The 20,380-nt window shown below is 49.5% G+C and carries 16 protein-coding genes; 10 read left to right on the forward strand and 6 right to left on the reverse strand.

Going from position 1 to position 20,380, the window contains the following annotated elements:
• Window positions 1-42: 42 nt before the first annotated feature.
• From KJS57_RS06745 to KJS57_RS06755, 3 genes are all read left to right on the forward strand, one after another.
• The gene (locus tag KJS57_RS06745) at window positions 43-1,947 is read left to right on the forward strand and encodes an OPT family oligopeptide transporter (protein WP_213654169.1); all 1,905 of its coding nucleotides are present in this window, start codon (window positions 43-45) and stop codon (window positions 1,945-1,947) included.
• A 12-nt stretch (window positions 1,948-1,959) separates the two neighbouring features.
• Window positions 1,960-2,349 carry a PqqD family protein gene (locus tag KJS57_RS06750; protein WP_244861429.1) on the forward strand — a complete coding sequence of 130 codons (390 nt, stop codon included), beginning with the start codon at window positions 1,960-1,962 and terminating at the stop codon, window positions 2,347-2,349.
• A 92-nt stretch (window positions 2,350-2,441) separates the two neighbouring features.
• Complete coding sequence (locus KJS57_RS06755; RefSeq protein ID WP_211021439.1) at window positions 2,442-3,329, forward strand: protease complex subunit PrcB family protein; 888 nt, start codon at window positions 2,442-2,444, stop codon at window positions 3,327-3,329.
• 69 nt (window positions 3,330-3,398) lie between these two features.
• Here KJS57_RS06755 and KJS57_RS06760 read toward each other — a convergent pair whose 3' ends face one another.
• From KJS57_RS06760 to KJS57_RS06770, 3 genes are all read right to left on the reverse strand, one after another.
• Window positions 3,399-3,764, reverse strand: coding sequence for a RidA family protein (locus tag KJS57_RS06760; RefSeq protein ID WP_213654170.1), 366 nt, complete (start codon window positions 3,762-3,764; stop codon window positions 3,399-3,401).
• 144 nt (window positions 3,765-3,908) lie between these two features.
• Complete coding sequence (locus KJS57_RS06765) at window positions 3,909-5,975, reverse strand: ABC transporter ATP-binding protein (RefSeq protein ID WP_213654171.1); 2,067 nt, start codon at window positions 5,973-5,975, stop codon at window positions 3,909-3,911.
• Between the two features lies 1 nt (window position 5,976).
• Window positions 5,977-7,734 carry an ABC transporter ATP-binding protein gene (locus tag KJS57_RS06770; RefSeq protein WP_211021442.1) on the reverse strand — a complete coding sequence of 586 codons (1,758 nt, stop codon included), beginning with the start codon at window positions 7,732-7,734 and terminating at the stop codon, window positions 5,977-5,979.
• Between the two features lie 441 nt (window positions 7,735-8,175).
• Here KJS57_RS06770 and KJS57_RS06775 point away from each other — a divergent pair, with 441 nt between their 5' ends.
• The 4 genes from KJS57_RS06775 (at window position 8,176) to KJS57_RS06790 (ending at window position 13,424) form a co-directional block, all read left to right on the forward strand.
• Entirely contained in the window at window positions 8,176-8,463 is a 288-nt protein-coding gene (locus KJS57_RS06775; protein WP_211021443.1) for a HesB/YadR/YfhF family protein, read from the forward strand.
• Window positions 8,464-8,671: 208 nt separating this feature from the next.
• Entirely contained in the window at window positions 8,672-12,292 is a 3,621-nt protein-coding gene (locus KJS57_RS06780) for an AAA family ATPase (protein ID WP_213654172.1), read from the forward strand.
• A gap of 6 nt (window positions 12,293-12,298) precedes the next feature.
• Window positions 12,299-12,778 (forward strand): hypothetical protein, encoded by a 480-nt coding sequence (locus KJS57_RS06785; RefSeq protein WP_213654173.1) that lies wholly within the window; start codon window positions 12,299-12,301, stop codon window positions 12,776-12,778.
• Window positions 12,750-13,424, forward strand: coding sequence for a hypothetical protein (locus KJS57_RS06790; protein ID WP_213654174.1), 675 nt, complete (start codon window positions 12,750-12,752; stop codon window positions 13,422-13,424). The genes KJS57_RS06785 and KJS57_RS06790 overlap by 29 nt, the downstream gene beginning before the upstream one ends.
• A gap of 70 nt (window positions 13,425-13,494) precedes the next feature.
• On the opposite strand, the gene KJS57_RS06795 is transcribed toward KJS57_RS06790, so the two are convergent.
• Window positions 13,495-14,001 (reverse strand): ADP-heptose synthase, encoded by a 507-nt coding sequence (locus KJS57_RS06795; RefSeq protein WP_211021447.1) that lies wholly within the window; start codon window positions 13,999-14,001, stop codon window positions 13,495-13,497.
• Window positions 14,002-14,202: 201 nt separating this feature from the next.
• On the opposite strand from KJS57_RS06795, the gene KJS57_RS06800 reads away from it, so the two are divergent.
• Both KJS57_RS06800 and KJS57_RS06805 read left to right on the forward strand, forming a co-directional pair.
• Window positions 14,203-15,180 carry an aminoglycoside phosphotransferase family protein gene (locus KJS57_RS06800; protein ID WP_213654175.1) on the forward strand — a complete coding sequence of 326 codons (978 nt, stop codon included), beginning with the start codon at window positions 14,203-14,205 and terminating at the stop codon, window positions 15,178-15,180.
• A 286-nt stretch (window positions 15,181-15,466) separates the two neighbouring features.
• Complete coding sequence (locus KJS57_RS06805; RefSeq protein ID WP_213654176.1) at window positions 15,467-17,221, forward strand: ABC transporter ATP-binding protein; 1,755 nt, start codon at window positions 15,467-15,469, stop codon at window positions 17,219-17,221.
• A gap of 883 nt (window positions 17,222-18,104) precedes the next feature.
• Here KJS57_RS06805 and KJS57_RS06810 read toward each other — a convergent pair.
• Window positions 18,105-18,557 carry a DUF441 domain-containing protein gene (locus KJS57_RS06810; protein ID WP_213654177.1) on the reverse strand — a complete coding sequence of 151 codons (453 nt, stop codon included), beginning with the start codon at window positions 18,555-18,557 and terminating at the stop codon, window positions 18,105-18,107.
• A gap of 36 nt (window positions 18,558-18,593) precedes the next feature.
• Complete coding sequence (locus tag KJS57_RS06815; RefSeq protein WP_213654178.1) at window positions 18,594-19,586, reverse strand: YpdA family putative bacillithiol disulfide reductase; 993 nt, start codon at window positions 19,584-19,586, stop codon at window positions 18,594-18,596.
• 219 nt (window positions 19,587-19,805) lie between these two features.
• On the opposite strand from KJS57_RS06815, the gene KJS57_RS06820 reads away from it, so the two are divergent.
• Window positions 19,806-20,279: a DUF3939 domain-containing protein gene (locus tag KJS57_RS06820; protein ID WP_211021452.1), complete on the forward strand. Its 474-nt coding sequence runs from the start codon at window positions 19,806-19,808 to the stop codon at window positions 20,277-20,279.
• The last annotated feature ends 101 nt before the right edge of the window (window positions 20,280-20,380 follow it).

Here is a 20,380-nt window from a genome sequence, read left to right on the forward strand (position 1 = left end):
GTATTATATTACTGCTTTTTCACAGTGAAGGGAGATTTCGCCATGGAGAAAAAACCAACCGATTCCTCAGCAGCATTCGTACCTTACATCTCCGCATCCCGAACCCTGCCCGAATTAACTGCAGTGGCGATCAGTTTGGGGATTGTGCTAGCGGTCGTGTTTGCGGCGGCTAACGCTTATTTGGGACTGAAAATCGGTTTGACGGTCAGCGCCTCGATTCCGGCAGCCGTAATTTCTCTGGCGGTGCTCCGCGGTTTGTTCCGTAGAAAGTCGATACTGGAGAACAATATCGTCCAAACGATGACTACAGCCGGAGAGGCCGTAGCTGCAGGCGCAATTTTTACGATTCCGGCGTTGTATATGTGGGACTTGAATCCGGGTCAGCAAATGATCAGCTTCATCGTGCTGGTCGGCGGGTTTCTCGGGGTGGCCATGATGGTGCCGCTGCGCCGTCTGCTGATCGTTAAGGAACATGAGACCCTGCCTTATCCGGAAGGAACCGCCTGCGCCGAGGTGCTGGTTTCCGGTGAGACGGGGGGACGTAGCGCCCGCATGGTGATGCTCGGGTTTGGCGTCGGAGGACTGGTGAAAGCGCTAGGAGACGGATTGAAGTTGTTTCGAACCGAGATCGAGACAGCGGTATTCAAATTTAAAAATGCAGTAATCGGCATGGATACTTATCCCGCCTTACTGGGTGTCGGGTATATTATCGGCCCGCGCATTGCCGGACAAATGCTGGCAGGAGGGATTTTGGCCTGGCTGGTGCTTATTCCAATGATCGGTTTCTTCGGGGCTGGAGCCACGGGATCGATCGCTCCCTCACAAACCCCGATCAGCCAACTTGACGCTTGGGGAATTTGGGGCGATTACATTCGATATATCGGAGCCGGTGCGGTAGCCGCAGGAGGGTTAATCACGCTGGTGAAGACCCTGCCGATGCTATTCAGCTCGTTGGCAGCCACCTTGCGGGGCTTAGCAACACGCGGTGACGAGAAGGTAACCCTGGACCGGACTAACCGGGATATTCCGGCCAAATGGGTATTTGCGCTCATTCTTGTACTCATCATTTTGCTGGCGTTTGACCCGATTACGAAAGTCGGGATATTAGGCGCCGTAGCCATCGCCTTGTTCGGATTTCTATTCGTTACGGTCGCTTCACGGATTGTCGGACTAGTCGGCAGTTCGTCTTCTCCCGTCTCCGGGATGACCATCGCCACCTTGCTAATCGTGACCGTCCTGTATAAGCTCACAGGCGTATCGGGAACCGCCGGTATGGTGACGGCTCTTACCGTAGGCGCGATCGTTTGCGTGGCTCTAGCGGTAGCTGGAGACATCTCGCAGGATCTCAAAACCGGTTATCTGGTCGGTGGCACACCATGGAAGCAGCAGGTTGCCATGATGATCGGCGTGCTTGTATCCGGTCTGGTCATCGGGTTTATTTTGAATGTGCTAAATGCATCTTATGGCTTAGGTTCGGAGCAGCTGCCCGCCCCAAAAGCCGTGTTGATGCGGCTGATTGTAGAAGGAATCATGTCCGAGAATCTGCCTTGGGATCTGATTTTTATCGGGGTTGCCGCAGCGATTGTATTTGAATTTCTTGGGTTGAATTCGTTGACTGTGGCTGTGGGCATTTATTTGCCGGTTCATGTCAGCACTCCGATTATGGTCGGCGGTTTAGTACGGTGGTTCGTAGAATTCGTATCCCGTCGTAACGAAGGCTTGCTGAAGAGCCGGATCGAGACAGGAACGCTGCTGGCTTCCGGCTTAATTGCTGGAGAATCTCTGGTCGGTGTCATTATTGCGATTCTGATTTGGGCGGGTGTTCAGGTTCCCGGTACATTGGCCGTACAGAATCACCTGCTTCCATTTATCGTGTTCCTGGCTGTAACGATCCTGCTAACGGTGATTTCGCTTCGCAGCAAAGACGGGATTACTCAAAAAAGTTAGGAGGATGATGTAATGGGTCGAAGAACTAAACGTCCGGTCAGTAATTTACTTGAAATGATTCCATTGCTCCGTCCTCATCTCGATACAGTAGAAGACGATGAGGGAAAAGTAACACTGTTGTTGCCGAGAACCAGCTGGCTGGAGCGGCAATCCATCCGTTATTTGAAACAGCCAGCCTGGATAAAGGTTCATTTGGATGAGCTCGGAAGCAGCGTGGTATCTCATTGCAATGGACAGTATACCGTTGCCGAAATCGCATCGAACATCAAACGAAAATTTGGTGCCGAAGCGGAGCCGCTGCATCCCCGTTTGAGCAAATATTTGGAGGTCCTGGAGGCCAACGGCTGGCTAACCTGGCTTCAATCTGAAGCTGATGACGGCGAAGCGTCCGCCGGAGGGTGAGGATATTATCCAGCCTGTATATTTAATTTATAAGGAAAAAATATGCAACCTTTCTTATAATTCCTGCGTCTAGGGGGCAGAGGTGATTCCACATGAAAAAGAATAAGCTGAACGCAGTGGCCGCTTTGGTCTTGTCCGGCTCTTTGCTGCTTGCTTCATCGGCATCGGCTTTTAACGATGTCCACGGACAGGATGCAAAAATTACTGAGTCGCTGCAACAAAAAGGTGTAATCCAAGGTATTTCCAAAGACAAGTTCGTTCCCAAAGGCAAGCTGACCGGAGCTCAAGGCGTTTATATGATCGTCCAGGCACTCGGGTTGGAAGGGAAAGAAGGTAAGAAGAATTCAAATAAGCACCACGGTAAAAATTCATGGTATTACTCAGCTCAAAAAGCATTAGAAGACCGCGGAATCAAGCTGCCTGACAAATTCAAATGGAACGGCGAAATTTCGAAGGAACAGTTCGCTTATATTCTGGATCAGGCGATATCTTCAACCGGGAACTATCCGATGATCAAAATGTATATCGACGTAAAGGATGCGGATCAGGGAAATGTTCTCTACTCGGGCAGTATTCAAAGATTGCTTCTGATGAAAATTACCGAGCTGGATGATAAAGGAAAGTTCTATCCGACTTCCCCGCTGACTCGCATCGAGGCGGCCAGAATGGTCTACAATGCGGCCGAGTATGTGAAGGAATTTAAAGAAAACGAAGAAAAAAACCGCCAAAACGTGTCAGTTAGCGTGGAGCGGATCAACGATCAGGTCAACAAGGTGACTTTGACCCGGTATCAGCAGCCTCATCCCGGATATGGGATTCGGGTGGCCAAGGTAGAATTCACGAAGCAGAACAAAGCGATCGTATATTATGAATTGCTGTCTCCGGACCCGGATATGATGTATCCTCAGGTCATTACGGATTCCAAGACTGAAACCTATGTATCAAATCAGTATACCGTTGAGATTGAGCAGTTGAAATAACAAGCAAAATAAAGGAAAGCCGCTCTGCGAGTTTAGTTGAAGACTCGCAGAGCGGCTTCTTTCTTGTAATTATGTATGGCGCGACGTTGTCAAACCGGGATTGTAGGCAATCCCCTCGATCATTAGCAAGCAATCCTTATCAAAAAACTCCGTGGTGTCGGTCATTCTTGCGGGATATTGATCTTGTGCAAAATAATCGCAGAAAATTTGTTCCATTGCCGGCAAATTCTCAATATGCTTCAAATGGACTGAAACTTGGACGATCTGATCCAACGAAGTATCGCATTGCTCAAGAGTGTTCTTTAAATGAACAAATACATCCCGGATCTGTTCCTCGAACGTGTCGCCAAAACCGCGATGCAGTCCGATGAATACATAGTCTCCGGCAGCTACCGCCGAGGAATAACTGAACGGAGTAGATATTCTCTGGATCATACTAACTCCTCACCTTCAATTAAAATGGAAATACAAGCGAATCATAGAACAAACGTTCTTGTTTCGCAGTGATATTATTGATAGACAAATAAAAACCCAGCTGAAGAGAGGCTTCTAGGCCTCATCTCCGACTGGGTTTGTAAATTATATGCGATTTACGGCCGGCTGCATTGCTATGCCGGTTGCTTCCGGTGCTTCGGCAGCAGCCCCAAGCTGAAGCCGGTACATTTGATAATAGCGTCCGCCGAGCGCCAGCAATTCCTCGTGGGTGCCGCGTTCGACAATTTCGCCGCGGTGCAGGACGAGGATCTGATCCGCCCCGCGGATCGTGGACAAACGGTGGGCGATAATAAATGTCGTCCGCCCGCGTTTGAGCACTTCGAGCGCGGATTGAATCAGTGCCTCGGTTTCCGTATCGATGTTGGCGGTAGCTTCATCGAGAATGAGGATCGCCGGATCGAAGGCGAGCGCCCTGGCAAACGAGATCAGCTGGCGTTCGCCTGCGGACAGGGTGCTGCCTTTTTCCACGACCGGCTCATCCAGCCCTTTAGGCAGATGCGATAGAATCCGCATTGCGCCTACATCCTCTAAAGCTTTCTGGACCGTCTCGCGTGAAATGCGCTCGTCGCCCAGGCTCACGTTCGAAGCAATCGTGCCGGTAAAAAGGTAAGGGTCTTGCAGCACGATCCCCATATGTTGGCGGATCCACTGCTTCGGCAAGTCGATTACAGGTTGACCGTCGATCGTGATGATTCCTTTTTGAGGATCATAGAACCGGAACAGCAGGTTGATGATCGAACTTTTGCCTGAACCGGTATGACCGACCAGGGCCACGGTTTGGCCTTGCTTCGCTTCGAAGGAAATGTTCTTCAACACGTAATCGCGCTTGTAGGCGAAGGAGACGTTTTTAAATTCCACATTACCTTTGTAGCGCGGCATAGATCCGTCGGTTACGGGTTCGCCCGGTTCATCCATGAGCGTGAATACGCGTCCGGCGGATACGAGGGACGAGTCCAGAGCCGCAAGCTGGTTGACCATCCCGGTAATCGGCTGGAACAGCCGGCCGAGCACGTCGACGAAAGCATACAGCACACCGAGGGAGATGATGCCCGCGCCTGTCAGCTGCGCAGATCCGAAGTACCAAAGTACGACGGCGAAGGAGAAGCTGCGAATTACATTAACCAGGTTGTGCGATGTAAATGCGTTCAAATTCAGCATTTTATTCTGATGCTTCATGTAATCGTCGTTCAGGTTTTCGAACTCTTCCTTGGTCTGCGCTTCGCGGCGGAAGATCCGGATGATCGACATGCCTTGAATCGATTCGTTGATGATGGCATTAATCTCACTCAGCCGGGAGCGGATGATCGTATTGTATTTGGTCGCAAACTTCCGGTACAGCACCACCCACAGCCAGATGATCGGTACAACGAATAGACAGATCAGGCCGAGTCTGACATCCAGTAAGAATAGAGCTACATAGACTCCCAGCATATTGATGATGCCCGAGAAGAAGTTGGATAGGACGGCGATAAACAAATCCTTGACCGCCTCCGTATCGTTCGTGACCCGGGAGACGACTTTACCTGCCGGCAGGTTGTCGAAGAAATGAACCGGCAGGCGCTGAATATGCGCGTACACATCCATCCGCAGCTTCTGAATAACTTTGTTGGCCGAGGATTGGAGCCAGTAGGTTTTTCCGAATTCCATGATGATCGAGATCGCCAAGAAAACGAAATACCAGCTGACCAAAGTGAATATTCCCGGAACCTCGGGTTTGTAAAAAGCAAATACCTCGGAAGCTGTCAGCTTTTGAGCCGGGTATTCGGTGACCTTGCCGTTATGGTTGAAGGTCAGCACGCCGTCCTTGAAGCTGCGATCGCCTGATATTTCGGCTACGGCAGCGTTTACGAAGACAAATGACTTGCCGACCTGCAGCACACGGGCTTCTGGCCCGCGTGCTTCTCCATCTGCAAACCGGTCGCCGCGTTTGTAGTAGCGACCGTCATAAGAAACGGTTTTGTCGCCGGCAGCCGCTGTTTCAAAAAAAGGCTTCTCGATCGCCAGCATATGATCGTCGATCATCGTCCGGGCGATAAACGGCCCGGCCAGTTCGGCGGCTACGCCGATCGCCAGCATGATGAGCGCCAGAATAAATGTATTTTTCGCCGTTAAGGCGTATTTGAACAGTGATTTTCCCGTATGGGTGTGCATCTTAGGACACCTCCCCGTCAGTCAGGTTCGATTCGACCTGCTGGCGTTCGTATTGTTCGCGGTACCATCCGTTCTGCTGAAGCAGTTCTTCATGAGTACCTTGCTCGATAATTCGCCCTTTTTCCAGCACCACGATCCAGTCGGCATGTTCGATCGCCGACAAGCGGTGGGTGGAGATCAGGGTTGTTTTGCCGGAGCGTTTGCTCCGGATATTCTCGATGATCCGGGCTTCCGTCCGGGCATCGACCGCGGACAAGGCGTCGTCGAGAATCAGGATGTCGGGATCGGCGATAAAGGCTCTCGCCAGCGAGACGCGCTGCTTCTGTCCGCCCGAGAGGGCGACGCCCTTCTCGCCGACGAGCGTATCCAGTCCGTCGGACAGGGTGCCTAGATCCTGGTCGAAGGCAGCGGTGCGAATCGCTTCCATAATGACATCATCCGATGCGCCGGAGCGTCCGAATTGGATGTTCTGCCGCACCGTTTTGGAGAACAAGACTTGTTCTTGCGGAACGTAGCCGATCCAGCCATGAAGGCGGTTCAATGTGATTTGGCCGATCGGTACACCTGAAATGACCAGTTCTCCGGTACCGGACGGATATTCGTGCAGCAATTGTTTCAATAGCGTCGACTTCCCGCTGCCGGTTCTGCCGACGATACCTAGCGTTTCGCCGCGCTGGATCGACAGGTCGATATTCTCCAGATTGTTGATCGTCGAGGTAGGATACCGGAAGGTTACATCCTTGAATTCAATGCTCTCCGGTACAGCCACTTCGACCGGATGCTCGGGATCCTGTACATCGGGCCGAACATTCAGCGTTTCGTTTACGCGGTCCAGCGAGGCGCCGCCGCGCTGCATTACATTGATCAGTTCACCGATGGCGAACATCGGCCAGATCATCATCCCCAGGTACATATTGAAAGATACGAGATCGCCCAGGGTCAATTCATTATGAAATACGAGATAAATGCCATAAGTCAATCCGATCGCATAGCTGAGTCCTACGAACAGGCGGATGGTCGGTTCAAAGTAGGCATCCACTTTGGCCACCGCCAGGTTCTTTTTATACACGTCATTCGTGATGTCCGCAAACCGTTTCTCATCATTCCGTTCCTGAACATAGGCACGGATTACGCGAATACCGGCCACGGATTCCAGCACCTGATCGTTCATGTCTCCGAACGCGTCTTGTGCGAGGGTGTATCGCTCATGAATGATCTTTCCGTAAATTTTCATCGCCAGGGCGATAAAAGGGAGAGGAATGATCGCGGCCAAAGTCAGCTTCCAGCTGATCAGCGTGCTCATGGCGATAAAAATAACCGAAAGGTAGGCGGTGGAGTCGGTCAGCGTCAGCATACCGAACCCGACCGTCCCGGCTACGGAACGAAGATCGTTCGTTGCCCGGGCCATTAAGTCCCCGGTACGGCTACGCTCGAAGAACGGCGGAGTCATGCCAAGAAGATGGTTCATAAAGCGGGTGCGGAGCAGGCGCTCTACCAGGTTGGAGCCACCGAACAATTTATGCATCCATATGTACGTTATCAGGTAAATAATAGCGAGCACCGCGATGATGAGCAGAATGTAGGTGGTCAATGATGACCAGGTAACGGTGCCAGTGGCAATGTTGTCAATGGCTTTACCGAGCAGCCTGGGTGGGGCAAGTTCCAGGACTCCCGCCAAAATCAGCAGGACAAGGCCGATCACGTAGCGCCTCTTTTCCCTTTTAAAGAACCATCCCAAATTTTTAAGCACTGCAAACATAGTGAGGTTTCCTCCTTTTTCTATTCCGAAATAACCCGTGAAGCCGAAAAAACAGCAAAAAAGGCACATCGTCCGAAAACGATATGCCTTAATAATTCAGAACATATGAATGCGTACGCTACTTCAATTCGAAGTAACCGCCGCCAAGAATGAAAAAGCTGCTTTCCCAGATGCTCATTGGCCACGAAAGGTCGGATCAGAACGCTTTCAAAGCCGGTCGGGTTACTTCGGTATTCAGTTGTGTGTATGTCGCATGATCAAATGCGCTCTGATTAAACATCTTAAACACCGTCGTCACCCTTTCTTAGTTAATGGTAATAAATTCAATTGCTGATCTCGTATGTTTGAGATTTTAACACCCGTTTTGTAAAGGTGTCAATTTATTTTTTTGCAAAAATGCCGGTTTGGTCTAAAATGAAGAGAGTATAGGAGGGATTACACATGATCGAAATATCGAGAGACGCCGCCAACTGGTTTAAAAAAGAGCTGAGCTTAGAAGAAGGACAGACCGTGCGGCTATTCGCCAGATACAGCGCGGGAGGTAAGATTCACCCCGGCTTCTCATTGGGAATTCAGGTCGAAGAACCGGTGTTTCCGGGCCTTTCCTCCACGGTGGAGGGAATCACGTTTTTTATGGAAGAGCATGACCAATGGTACTTGGACGGTCATAAGCTGAAGGTTGTTTATAATGCTGCCGAAGATGATATTGATTATGAATATGAGAATTGAGGCAGAAAAATAAGTGTTTTCTAATGCAATAGGCCGTACCCGGATCGTGGGACGGTCTTTTGCTTTTTTATAATGGAAAAAAGAATTCTATATCTTAAGCCCTAATTTTCTAAATTTTATCTTAATTCTCAGAGGGTTCCATACCTTCCATGACGAAAAAGAGAGATTGGGTATTTACTATTCGTTGTTACTGAACGGGGGCTTATCGTTGGACATCAGGCAGATTCTGAAATTTATTTTTCCTGAATATCAGATTATCGAATCGGTTCGTAAATATGGGTTTATAGCGAAGAAATCGACACCAGAATCAAGTTCCGTGAAGCCGATCGCATCCATACCGGGGTCCTCGGCGGATCCGGGAATGCGTAACGAAGCGGAAGCGGCCGCCTCAGGCGGCGGGAACGATAAAATTCCTTACAGCGGAACAATCCGGGATACTGTAACGGCTACCTCACTGGATAAGAGTATTGCGCTCGCCAAAGAGGATGTCCTCCGGCAGTTTATCGGGCAGCGACCGGCGGTGGAGCATTTGTTTATTGCAATGAAAAGGCCGTTTGTGAGCGGGTTTGACGGAGATAAACCGAGAAATACGCTGTTTCTTATCGGCGGGGAAAGCATGGGGAAGCATACGCTGGTGCACACGACCGTTGCTGCTCTGAAGGAGCAGAAGCTGCTCAGCTATGAAGTCCCGTCCCGGATCGACCTTGGGTTATATCCTGCGTTGTCCGACAAGGGGCTCTTCCTCTCCGACTTATATAAGGCGATGTATACCAACTCCGATGTTGTCATCGTAGAGCGTTTCGAATTGGCTCACAAGGCTTTTATTGATGTTCTCTCAGGACTGATCGTACAAGGGAAATACCAATTAGGCGCACGGTACGCGATGCAGAACAACGTCCTCGTGGAGGCGACCGGGGTGCTGGCCCATAACTCGGTCAGTGAGCTGTCCGCGAACGGGAAATTTTTCGTGTTTGTTACGGGCAGCTCCAAGAGCCGGATTGAAGAGGCGTGGAGCCCGAAAGTGATGGAAGTCGTAGGGGACTTGATCCGGTTTGAGGATTATTCGGAGCAGGATATTCGTGCTATAACGTTAAAGCTGCTGCGGGATATGGAATTGCGCTGCAAGAATCAGCTGTCGCTCCGCGTGGTTTTTACCGACAATTTCGTCGCTTGCTGCAGTTCCCGGTACAAAAAAACGACAGGAATCAGAGCGATCGAGGAGTACATATTCAATTTTATATATAAAGCTTTATCCGATTACAAATTAAGAAATCCGCTGCCCCCAATGACGGAGGCTAGTCTTGATTATGTCGCGGGACGGCCGCTGGTTCGTTTAAACACAGGAGCCGCTGTGATTACAACGGTGGATCTGTCGGAGTCCGAGTGGTTTCCGGACAAAACGAACGCGCAAATCGACGAAGTCCGCAAAGAATTAAACGCCGTGGTCGGTCTGGATAAGGTCAAAGAATATGTGTATAGCCTGGAAAACCACGGAAAGGTCCAGCATATGCGGGAAGAGGCGGGCTTCTTATCGTCATCCATTACGAGGCATATGATATTTACGGGGAATCCCGGTACGGGCAAAACGACCATTGCCAGAATCGTCGCAAAATATCTTAAGGCGATCGGAGTGTTGTCGACAGGCCAACTGCGGGAAGTCAGCAGGGCGGACCTGGTCGGACAATATACCGGACAAACGGCCAAGCAGACGAATGACGTGATTCAAGCCGCGTTGGGCGGCGTTCTTTTTATAGATGAAGCCTATGCGCTGTGCAGGGATAAGCATGATACTTACGGACAGGAAGCCGTTGATACACTGGTCAAGGCGATGGAGGATCACAGGGATGATCTCGTCGTTATTCTGGCCGGATATCGTGATGAAATGGAGCGTTTCCTCAAAACAAACAGCGGGCTGAAATCAAGGTTCCCGGTACAGATCGAATTCGAGGATTACACGGCTGAAGAAATGGCTGCGATCGCGGAAATAACGGCGGCTTCCAAGGGATACCGTATTAGCGAGTCATGCCAAGGGCAGCTGCTTGAACTATTTGAGAAGAGCCAGATCAAGGGAAGGAATGACGGCGGCAATGGCCGGCTGGTCCGAAATGTGATTGAAAGGGCCATTTTGGAGCAGGGCAAGAGGATTGCACAAGCTGCAAACCCCGAAATGGATCTTCTCTGCCCCGAGGATTTCCGATTTGCAGACAAAACGGTGTTTGATCTGGAGCAGTCGTTGTCCGAAATTATCGGCTTGGAAGAAGTTAAGGATTTTCTCCGCATTCAGTATAAACTTTTGCTGGCTAATGAAAAAAGAAAGCAGGCAGGAATCACGGTCGATTCCTCCCAATCGCTGAATATGGTATTCACGGGTAATCCGGGAACTGGCAAAACGACAATGGCACGAGTTGTCGCGAATATGGTTAGAGAAATGGGGCTGCTGAAGCAGGGTCATCTGGTGGAGACGGACCGCAACGGACTTGTCGCGGAATATGCCGGGCATACGCCAAAAAAGACCGAAGAGGTATTCCGCAGCGCGTTGGGCGGCGTGTTATTTATTGATGAAGCTTATACATTGAAAGATAACGGAAGCGGGTATGGGAAAGAGGCGATCGATACCCTGGTGAAGCTGATTGAGGATTACCGGGGTGAAATCGTCGTTATTTTGGCCGGGTACAACAAGGAAATGACGGATTTTATGAAATCCAATTCGGGTCTCGCCTCCAGATTCCCTTTGACCATTGAGTTTCCTGATTACAGCGGCGATGAACTTTACCGGATCGCTTTGAAAATGATCGCCGAGAAAGGCTTTACCCTGACGGAACCGGCCAAAACGATGCTGTATGATCAATTGATGGCAGCTAGGAAGGCAGCCTCCGCGCATACCGGGAATGCCAGAATGGTTCGTAACCGGATTGAGAACATCATGCGGAACCAATCGGCAAGGGTCGCCGATCAGGACGACGTTACCGTACAGGGATTGACGGAAATTATCGAGACGGACATTCAACCGGAGAAGACGAGCGACACCGGTTTTGATCTTGAACAATCGCTCTCCGGGATCGTAGGGCTGGATGAGGTCAAAGACTATGTGCGGAGTCTGCACGCAAGGTTGAAGATGGAGAATGAACGCAAAAAGCTGGGCCTTGGAAAAGAACAGCCGCAAACCTTCCATATGATTTTCATGGGGAATCCCGGCACGGGAAAAACGATGATGGCACGGACAATTGCACATGTGCTCTATCACATGGGAATCGTCAAAACAAGCAAGCTGGTCGAGACCGACCGCTCCGGCCTGGTAGCGGGCTATGTGGGACATACGGCGTTAAAAACTACGCATGTGGTCAACGAGGCATTGGACGGTGTACTGTTCATTGATGAAGCTTATGCGCTTGCGAAGGGGAATGAACAGGATTACGGCCGGGAAGCGATCGATACCCTGGTAAAATTGATGGACGATCACAGGGAGCGGCTTGTCGTGATCTTGGCCGGTTACGGAGAAGAGATGATGGAGTTTTTGGCGACCAATCCGGGCTTGAAATCCCGCTTTCCGAACATTATCGAATTTCCGGATTACTCGCCCGATGAGCTTATGGTCATCGCGGATGGTTTTTATTCTTCAGGCAGCTTCGTTCTCAGCAACGAAGCAAGAGAGAAGCTGTACCGGGTATTTGAACATGCTGTAACTCAAGAATCCTTCGGCAACGGACGATATGTCCGAAATGTGGCCGAACGCTCGGTCAACCGCCAGGCGCTCCGTTTGACCGCCAAGCCGGAAATCTATAAAGAAGAGCTGGTAGTCATCGATGCTGCCGATATTGAGGAGGTATAGCACATTATGCGTAGTTGGAAATCTGTATTGGGTACCATCGCGGCGTGGATTTATTTTTTGGCGGTTATGACCTGGCTGCTTCCCATGCTGTTTCTGGTTCCGATTATGACGCTCTCGGATATGGGAACCGTAATGGAATCCGGGTTTGCAGTCCCGAACACGGGCGTATTCTTGACGGCATTGTTTGGATTGTTTATCGGCTTATCTCTGATGATTCCGGCGTTCCGCAAGATGTATGACAAGTTGCCCTGGATGTTTCCCTACGTAAAAATAATGCTCATCAATACGATCATCGTGAGCGTGGCATTGCTGATACTGAATTTTGGATACGAAGTGCAGAGCGACAGCAGACATATGGTGTGGACCATAGTGATGGTGGTCCAGATTATATTATGCCGGATTTTAATGAGTCTTTATTTTCACCGGAAAAGAGCCGCTTTAACGGGAGGGATGGCAAATGAGCGAACATTATCGGCACGATCGTGAACGTGGTGAGGTTGAAAAGCGTGAGCAAGCTCAGCAGCGGACGGCGGACGCCGATACGACCCGGCAGCAATCGGGAGAAATGCTGCCGTTTGCCGGGGATTCCGGACCGGAGCAGCCTGTCACTCCGAAGGCTGGTGGCGACCGGAACAAGAACGGATCGTCCTATAAGCGGTTCGGCGCGTTTTCCATCGCTGCATTTTTTATTGTTATGATCGTTTATATGTTCTCCAGCCAATCCGTAGATACGTCCGATGCTGCCGTGAAAGCGCTGGCCGATCGGACCTCCACATCGCTGCTCGCCGGTGCGGTACTGCTGAAGGAGGACAAGAACATCGGCAAACAGGATTATACGATTACGCATAAGTCGCTAAACGCGGATACGAAAATCTGGGTCTGGGATTATGCTGCGGAAGACGGCGATTACGTTCAGGTGCTAGTAAACGGAGCGCCCGTAGGCGATGCGTTTATGATCAAGCATAAACCGAGGGTATTAACCGTTCCGGCAGTTGGCGAGGTCCAAATAAAGGGCGTAAAAGACGGGGGCGGCGGGATCACCTACGCGATCCGGTATGAGGTGAACGGTACGAATTATTTTAATACTGCACCTCAGGGGGAGTTTAATACCTATACCCTGCAAAAAGAATAGCCGGAATTGAAGAAGCACAGGATGCAGAATTTCTTCTGTACCCTGTGCTTATCTTTTGTAATAATGCTGTTTATGAGAAAATGCTGTCCTCCATCGCAAAGTCGAAATCTCCGATATCAAATACCTGAACCGGGGCTTCGGCGGCGATGATCCGGCGGATCAGCTCTAGCTGGTCTGTTAAAATAGGGGCGTTCTCCCGCTGCGCGGCAAGCACGATTTCGGTTTCGATAGGATCGAGCAATTCGCCGTACTGTTCATTGTCAACCGAGTTGATGACGATCCAGGAGATATTGTCGCCAAACAGAATAGCAGGACTCTTTGACCAAGGGACGGCAAGCGCCCGTTCCAGCTTCTTCCGGTTCAGCGGTTCTTCCAGATAAGAGATCAGTTCGTTGATCTTGTTCTTGACGTGCAGGTCGTCCGAGGGATCGTTCATAAGCGGTTCCGGACTGTTTTGAAATTCATAGAGCTCCATGACGGTGGTGTAAGGGACAATATATTCGACAGGTGCTGAAGGCACCAGCAATTCACCGTAAATCGCCACCATCACGGCCTCGATTACAAATCGACGTGACATGGTTATCCTCCTAATGCGGCTGCTGCCTTTCGCTGCCTGTTCTTTGTTGCGAAGCGGTGAAAGTGGGGCTGGTACTTATGCGCCGCATCTTTTGCCGCGTTACAGGCAGTGACATGTTATTATGGAGTATATCATTATTGTGTTTACAAATACAGCTTTACGGGAAAAATACGCGGTTGTCCAAAGAAGGGAGGCTGTTGTATGGAAATAAACGTTAGAGCGGAAGGGCAGCTACTGCCGCAGTCGGTACTTACTTGGGTTGAGGAGCAAGCGGGTAGACGGACCGGAAAATTGGCCAGAGTGGAGCAAGTGATGCCGATGCAAGGGGGAATTTCTTCTGCGGTGTATGCATTGGAAATTTCATTGGCTGACGATAAAGAGCACCTGAATTGGGTACTGCGTCAATTTACGGACAAAGTCTGGCTTCAGGCTGAGCCGGATCTGGCCGAGCATGAAACGGCAGCATTGCAGGCCGCGAAATCGGCCGGAATACCTTCTCCGGAGTGGATTGCCGCAGATCCGACTGGCGAGCGGTGCGGATTGCCGATGGTGCTGATGAGCCGTCTCCCGGGTAAGGTAGTTTTGCCAGCGAGTCCCTCAGAGAGCTGGATTCGGGGACTGGCTGAAGCGGCAGCCGCCTTGCATGGTAATCAGGCTTCGATGAATGAACCGATAGTATGGAACTATTTTACTTATAATAAAATAGAAGATCTTCAGGTACCTGCATGGACGACTACTCCTTCCGCTTGGGCCAAGCTGATTGAGCGCGTTAAGAGACCGGCCCCCAATTATGTGCCTCGTCTCATTCATCGGGACTATCACCCGGCCAATGTGCTTTGGCTGCAGGACCGCGTGAGCGGCGTCGTGGATTGGGTAAATGCATGCCAAGGTCCTGCAGGGATCGATACCGGTCATTGCCGATTGAATTTGGTTCAACTGTACGGAGTGGAAACGGCGGATGCTTTTATGGAAGCTTATCTGGCTTCTCCTGGAAGCGTGATAGAGGCAGCGGATCCTTATTGGGACATACTTACCTTGATTGAGGTACTGCCGGGTCCTCCCGGGGTATATAAAGGTTGGGAAGATCTTGGCTTTCAAGGACTGACCGCCGAATTGATCGAAACGCGTCTTGATGCGTATGCAGAGAGATTGGCAAATGAAATAGGATTGCAAAAGTGATTCAGTCCATGTTGATCGGAATGAGAAAAAAGGGACTTTAGGGGCGCTATTTGAGAGAATATAAGCTTTACAGGAGAAATAAGGTGCTTTTAGGGTCTTATTTTGCAAACTGAGACCTGGATAGCCCACTTCAAGCATGTTTAAGACAAATAAGGCCCCGGAAGGATCTTATTAACGAGGAAAATACTGATTTTGATAAAATAAGACCCAAAAAGTCCTCTATGGTTTGTTTTTCAAAATCAATTGTTCATTTTTGTAGAGAAAAGCAGAGGGAAGTGCAGCCGAGTTGAAACAATGGAAAGCTTATTTTAAATTTGTTAAGCCTTATACGAAGTGGATTATATTAACCTTGATCATCGGGATTTTGAAATTTGGGATTCCGTCCCTATTACCGCTCGTTCAGAAGTATGTAGTGGATGACATACTGCTCAATCAGGCCGTGGATATAACTGAAAAAATAAACCGGCTTTTGGTTGTACTTGGAGGTACATTCTTTTTATTCGTTATAGTGCGGGGACCTGTCGAATATGCAAGGCAATATTTCGCTCAGTTCATTACAGCCAAAATTCTGTTCGACCTGCGCAACAAGCTGTATGCCCATTTACAGCGGTTGTCGCTCCGCTATTATCAGAATACTAAAGTGGGTGAAGTCATCTCCCGCTTTATCAATGACGCCGAGCAAACGAAGAATATCGTAGAAGTCGGCATGATGAATGTATGGCTGGATTCGTTCACTTTGGTGTTCGTGCTAGGTTTCATGTTCTATCTTAACCCGCTGCTTACCCTTGTCGCGATTTCCATATTTCCGCTTTATGCCATCGCGGTCAAAGTGTTGTACAAGCGGCTGAAGAAGCTTACCAAGGATCGCTCCGCCGCGCTGGCCGGGATCCAGGCTTATTTGCATGAGCGGATCCAGGGGATCTCGGTGATCCGCAGTTTTGCGCTGGAACGCCACGATGCGCGGCAGTTCGAGGGGATCAACGGTAAATATCTTAGCAGGGCAATGGCGCACAGCCGATGGAATGCATGGACATTCGCCATTATAAATACACTGACGGATATTGCGCCGCTGCTTGTCATCGGATACGGGGGTTACCAGGTGATCCAGGGTCATTTAACGCTGGGAACATTCGTTGCGTTTTTTGGCTATCTCGATCGGTTATATGCACCGCTGAAACGCTTGATCAACTCTTCCACAATCCTGACCCAAGCATCCGCTTCCTGGGAAAGAGTGCTGGAATTGCTGGAGGAGCCGTATGAAATGACGGATGCCAAAGGTGCAGAGGTGATGCCGGCCGGCACTCATGGTATTACTTTTCGGAATGTATGGTTTAAATATCAGGAGCAAGGGAACTGGGTGCTTAAAAATATTTCGCTGCAGGTCAACCCGGGGCAGACGGTTGCTTTTGTCGGGATGAGCGGAGGCGGAAAGTCTTCTCTTGTCGGCTTGATTCCTCGCTTCTATGACATCCAGAAGGGTACGCTGACGGTCGGAGGAAAGGATGTCCGGGACTGGACGATGGAAAGCTTGCGCAGCCGGGTTGGTATGGTGCTCCAAGATAACTTCCTATTTAGCGGGAACGTGCGAGACAACATCAAACTGGGCAATCCCGAAGCGGATGACGAAGACGTCGTAGCCGCGGCAAAAGCGGCGAATGCGCACGAATTTATCATGGCGCTGCCGCAGGGCTATGATACCGAAGTGGGCGAACGGGGCGTGAAGCTGTCCGGTGGCCAGAAGCAGCGGGTTGCCATTGCCCGCGTATTCCTGAAGGATCCGCCGATCCTCATTCTGGACGAAGCAACATCAGCGCTTGATTTGGAATCGGAGCATCTGATCCAGCAATCGCTGCAGGATCTTTCCAAGAGCCGGACCACGCTGATCGTTGCTCACCGCTTATCCACGATTACGCATGCGGATCTTATTATCGTGATGAAGAATGGGGCGGTCGCCGAACGGGGCACCCATGAAGAGTTGATGGCCAAGCCGGAAGGCGTCTACGCGCAATTGTATAATATTCAAAACCTGAATCATCAGTAAATGGATCAAAAAGATGGATCGCCTCAGTTGCCGGAGTACCGGCACACTGGGGCGATTATTTTTTCTATACAAGGTTGTATAATTTCAAGTTGATGTAGGACAATTAAATAAATTGTAACTCAACTTTCGCAGCTTATTTTCGGTAGGTAAGCCCTGATGTAAATGGGTAAACCTGCAATCCATTGCTGAAGGTATGTTTGGATAAGCGTTGTAATCATGCTGGAGCATACATATCGGAATTATTGAGGAATATTAGAGGAATCATGCAAAAGTGCAGTAATTTATTTATTAACCGGTTTGAAAGGGAAGCATTACTGCAAAAATACATCATTACTCCTCATTCTGAGTAACTTTATCTCTACAAGCCCAAAAATACTGCACAATTGCATCCGTTCCGCTAATATTACGTTGTCGTGGCTTAAATTAATGTAGTATTGCAGAAATTTAAAACGATATCAATATAATGAGATCGCAAGGTTACCAATACCCTCGACATTGTTGATGTCAAGCCGCGCAGTTGCGTGTTGCTTGCGCCAATGATAGCTAAGGTATATTTGAGGCCAGGGCTGGCCAAGGTTCTCAAGTTGCCCTTGCCGATAGCAGGAGTGGCAAAATACTAATTCTTTTAACCAGCATCATTGTAGGAATATTAATTATGTTCTCGCCAGTATTTATTACAGGATCTTATTATGACGTTAATAAAGTAATGGGAAATCTTTTGAGTGCTGAAATGGTCGTTAGAACTCTGGCTGTAGTTATTGGATTATTAACTATGTATGATGGTGTAAAGACATTTTTAAAAAATAAAATATCCTGAATTTGAAGTAAGACAAAAGGCTGTCTTTTGAATGAATGTTCAAGAGACAGCCTTTTCCAATATGCTTTACATTTTGCCGATAAACAGCGAAAGGATTCCTGCAGCGATCAATGGGCCGACCGGCACGCCGCGGAAAAAGGCGACGCCAAGCACCGTGCCGATCAGGAGTCCGGCTACTACGGTAGGCTGGCTGCCCATCAGGGTGGCGCCTCGCCCGCCAAGCCAAGCGACCAGCATTCCTACAGCGATGGCGAGCAGAGACTTCCAATGAAAGAAGGAAGACCATAGGGTTTGAAGCGACAGCTTCCCGCTGGCGACGGGGGCCATTACGCCGATAGTCAGGATAATGATACCTACCGTAAGACCGTATTTCTCCAACCAGGGAAAGGCGTAATGCATATGGAGAACACGGATCAGCAGCAGGACAATCATAGCAACGGTGATCGGCATATTGCTGCTGAAAATTCCCAACCCGGCCATGAGCAAAAGTAAAAGTGATACAACATCGATTTGATTCATGTATGAAATTCTCTCCTTACTCCATTCCTATGGAGTCTATGCCTTATCGGATAACAGATCGCTGATATGCTCTGCGAGCAGGCGTCCGTGATCGCGTCCGGATTCGATGAATACTTCGTTTGCGTTGCGGCCGGAAGCGATAACGCCGGCGACATAGATGCCGGGGATATTCGTCTCCATCGTCTCCGGATTAAAGACCGGTTTCTCCATCTCGCCGGACATTTCCACGCCGGCGTCCAGCATCAATTTCCGATCCGGGCGAAAGCCCGTCAAAGCGAGGACGAAATCATTCGGAAGCACGGTTCTTTCCCGCATATCCACGGATTCTACGATAACTTCCCGTTTATGGATCTCGATCACTCTCGATTCCAGCAAAAGCTTGATTTTCCCCTTGTTTACCATGCTTTCAAACACAGGCTTCACCCAAGGCTTGACGGATTCGGACATCTCCTTGCCGCGGTAAACAACCGTAACCTCGGCATCCACACGGATCAATTCCATCGCGGCATCGACTGCGGAGTTACTGCCCCCGATGATCGCAACTTTCATCCCTGCATAAGGGTGGGCTTCCTGGAAGTAATGGGTTACTTTATCGGTATCTTCCCCAGGGATTCCTAAAATATTTGGATGGTCAAAATAACCGGTAGAAATGACTACATAACGAGTAGGGTATTCCCACTTTTCACCACTGCGGGTGATGGAATGAACGATAAAAGTGCCGTCCGGCTGACGTTCGATCCGGGTAGCTTCTTCGTAAGCGGCAATATGCACGCCGTAGTGTTGGGTAACCCGGCGGTAATAGGCGAGCGCTTCGTGACGGAAAGGTTTCTCGTTGGGAGAAACAAAAGGGATGTCGCCGATCTCCAGCATTTCTGCCGTACTGAAAAACTGCATATGTGTAGGATAGGAAAAAATCGAATGGACGAGGCAGTTTTTTTCAAGAATGAGCGTATGTAAGCCGCGCCGCTGACATTCGATGGCGGCGGATAGTCCGCAAGGACCCGCTCCGATGATTATGACGTCTTGCATGAGAGTCCTCCTAAAGTAAATTTGGTTGCCGAACATTAACATCCTACCGCAAACGCCAAAGAATATCCAGAGACGTGCCCTTTATCGGGCATGGCTTGTCCAGGGTATGACTTTTCTATGAAGATTTGCATAAATAGCGTTCAAATTTAAAATTTAAGGATACAATAGTATTGAAAGCGCTTCCTACCCATGAAAAATCCAAGTTAGGAGGTACCATTCATGTTATTCTGGATGAAAAATAACCGTAAGCGCAGTAAAGTCGCCGGTTCCCCTCCTGCCGTGCAGGTGTCGTTGGAAGAAGTAAAACAAGCCGTTCGAAAATATGAGACCGATATGCCGGAAGGAATTAACCGCAAATCCTTGCTGTTACCTGACGGAAGTCTGGATTTGCAACGATTGTCCCGTTATTTGGGCGGGGTGAGTGACCAGAAATTTTATTTGTCGCGTGAAACTTACGAGATTTTTGCAGAGGCAGACCGGGAAATTCCTTATTATCTGGATCTCGTACAGGTAGCGGTGGATACGTATATGGAGGAAACCGGCAAGCTGCCTGTCTTGAAACCGCAAGCGCCATATCAGGTTGATTTCAGGCTGCTGCATACGGAGCATTATCTCAAAGAGATACCACCTTTTCCGCTATATATCACGGATCAGGAAATGCTGCTCACGCACCGTCCCAAACAGGTAATATAGTAGGCTATAAAGATTTAACCTGACTTAAGCGCAAGCTCCGTAAAAGGAGATGCGCTTTTTTGTTTTGCCGAGACAATTTGACAGGCAGTTTTACAATAGAG

Origin of the sequence: Paenibacillus vini, assembly GCF_018403325.1 — a bacterium.
GTDB lineage: Bacteria > Bacillota > Bacilli > Paenibacillales > Paenibacillaceae > Fontibacillus > Fontibacillus vini.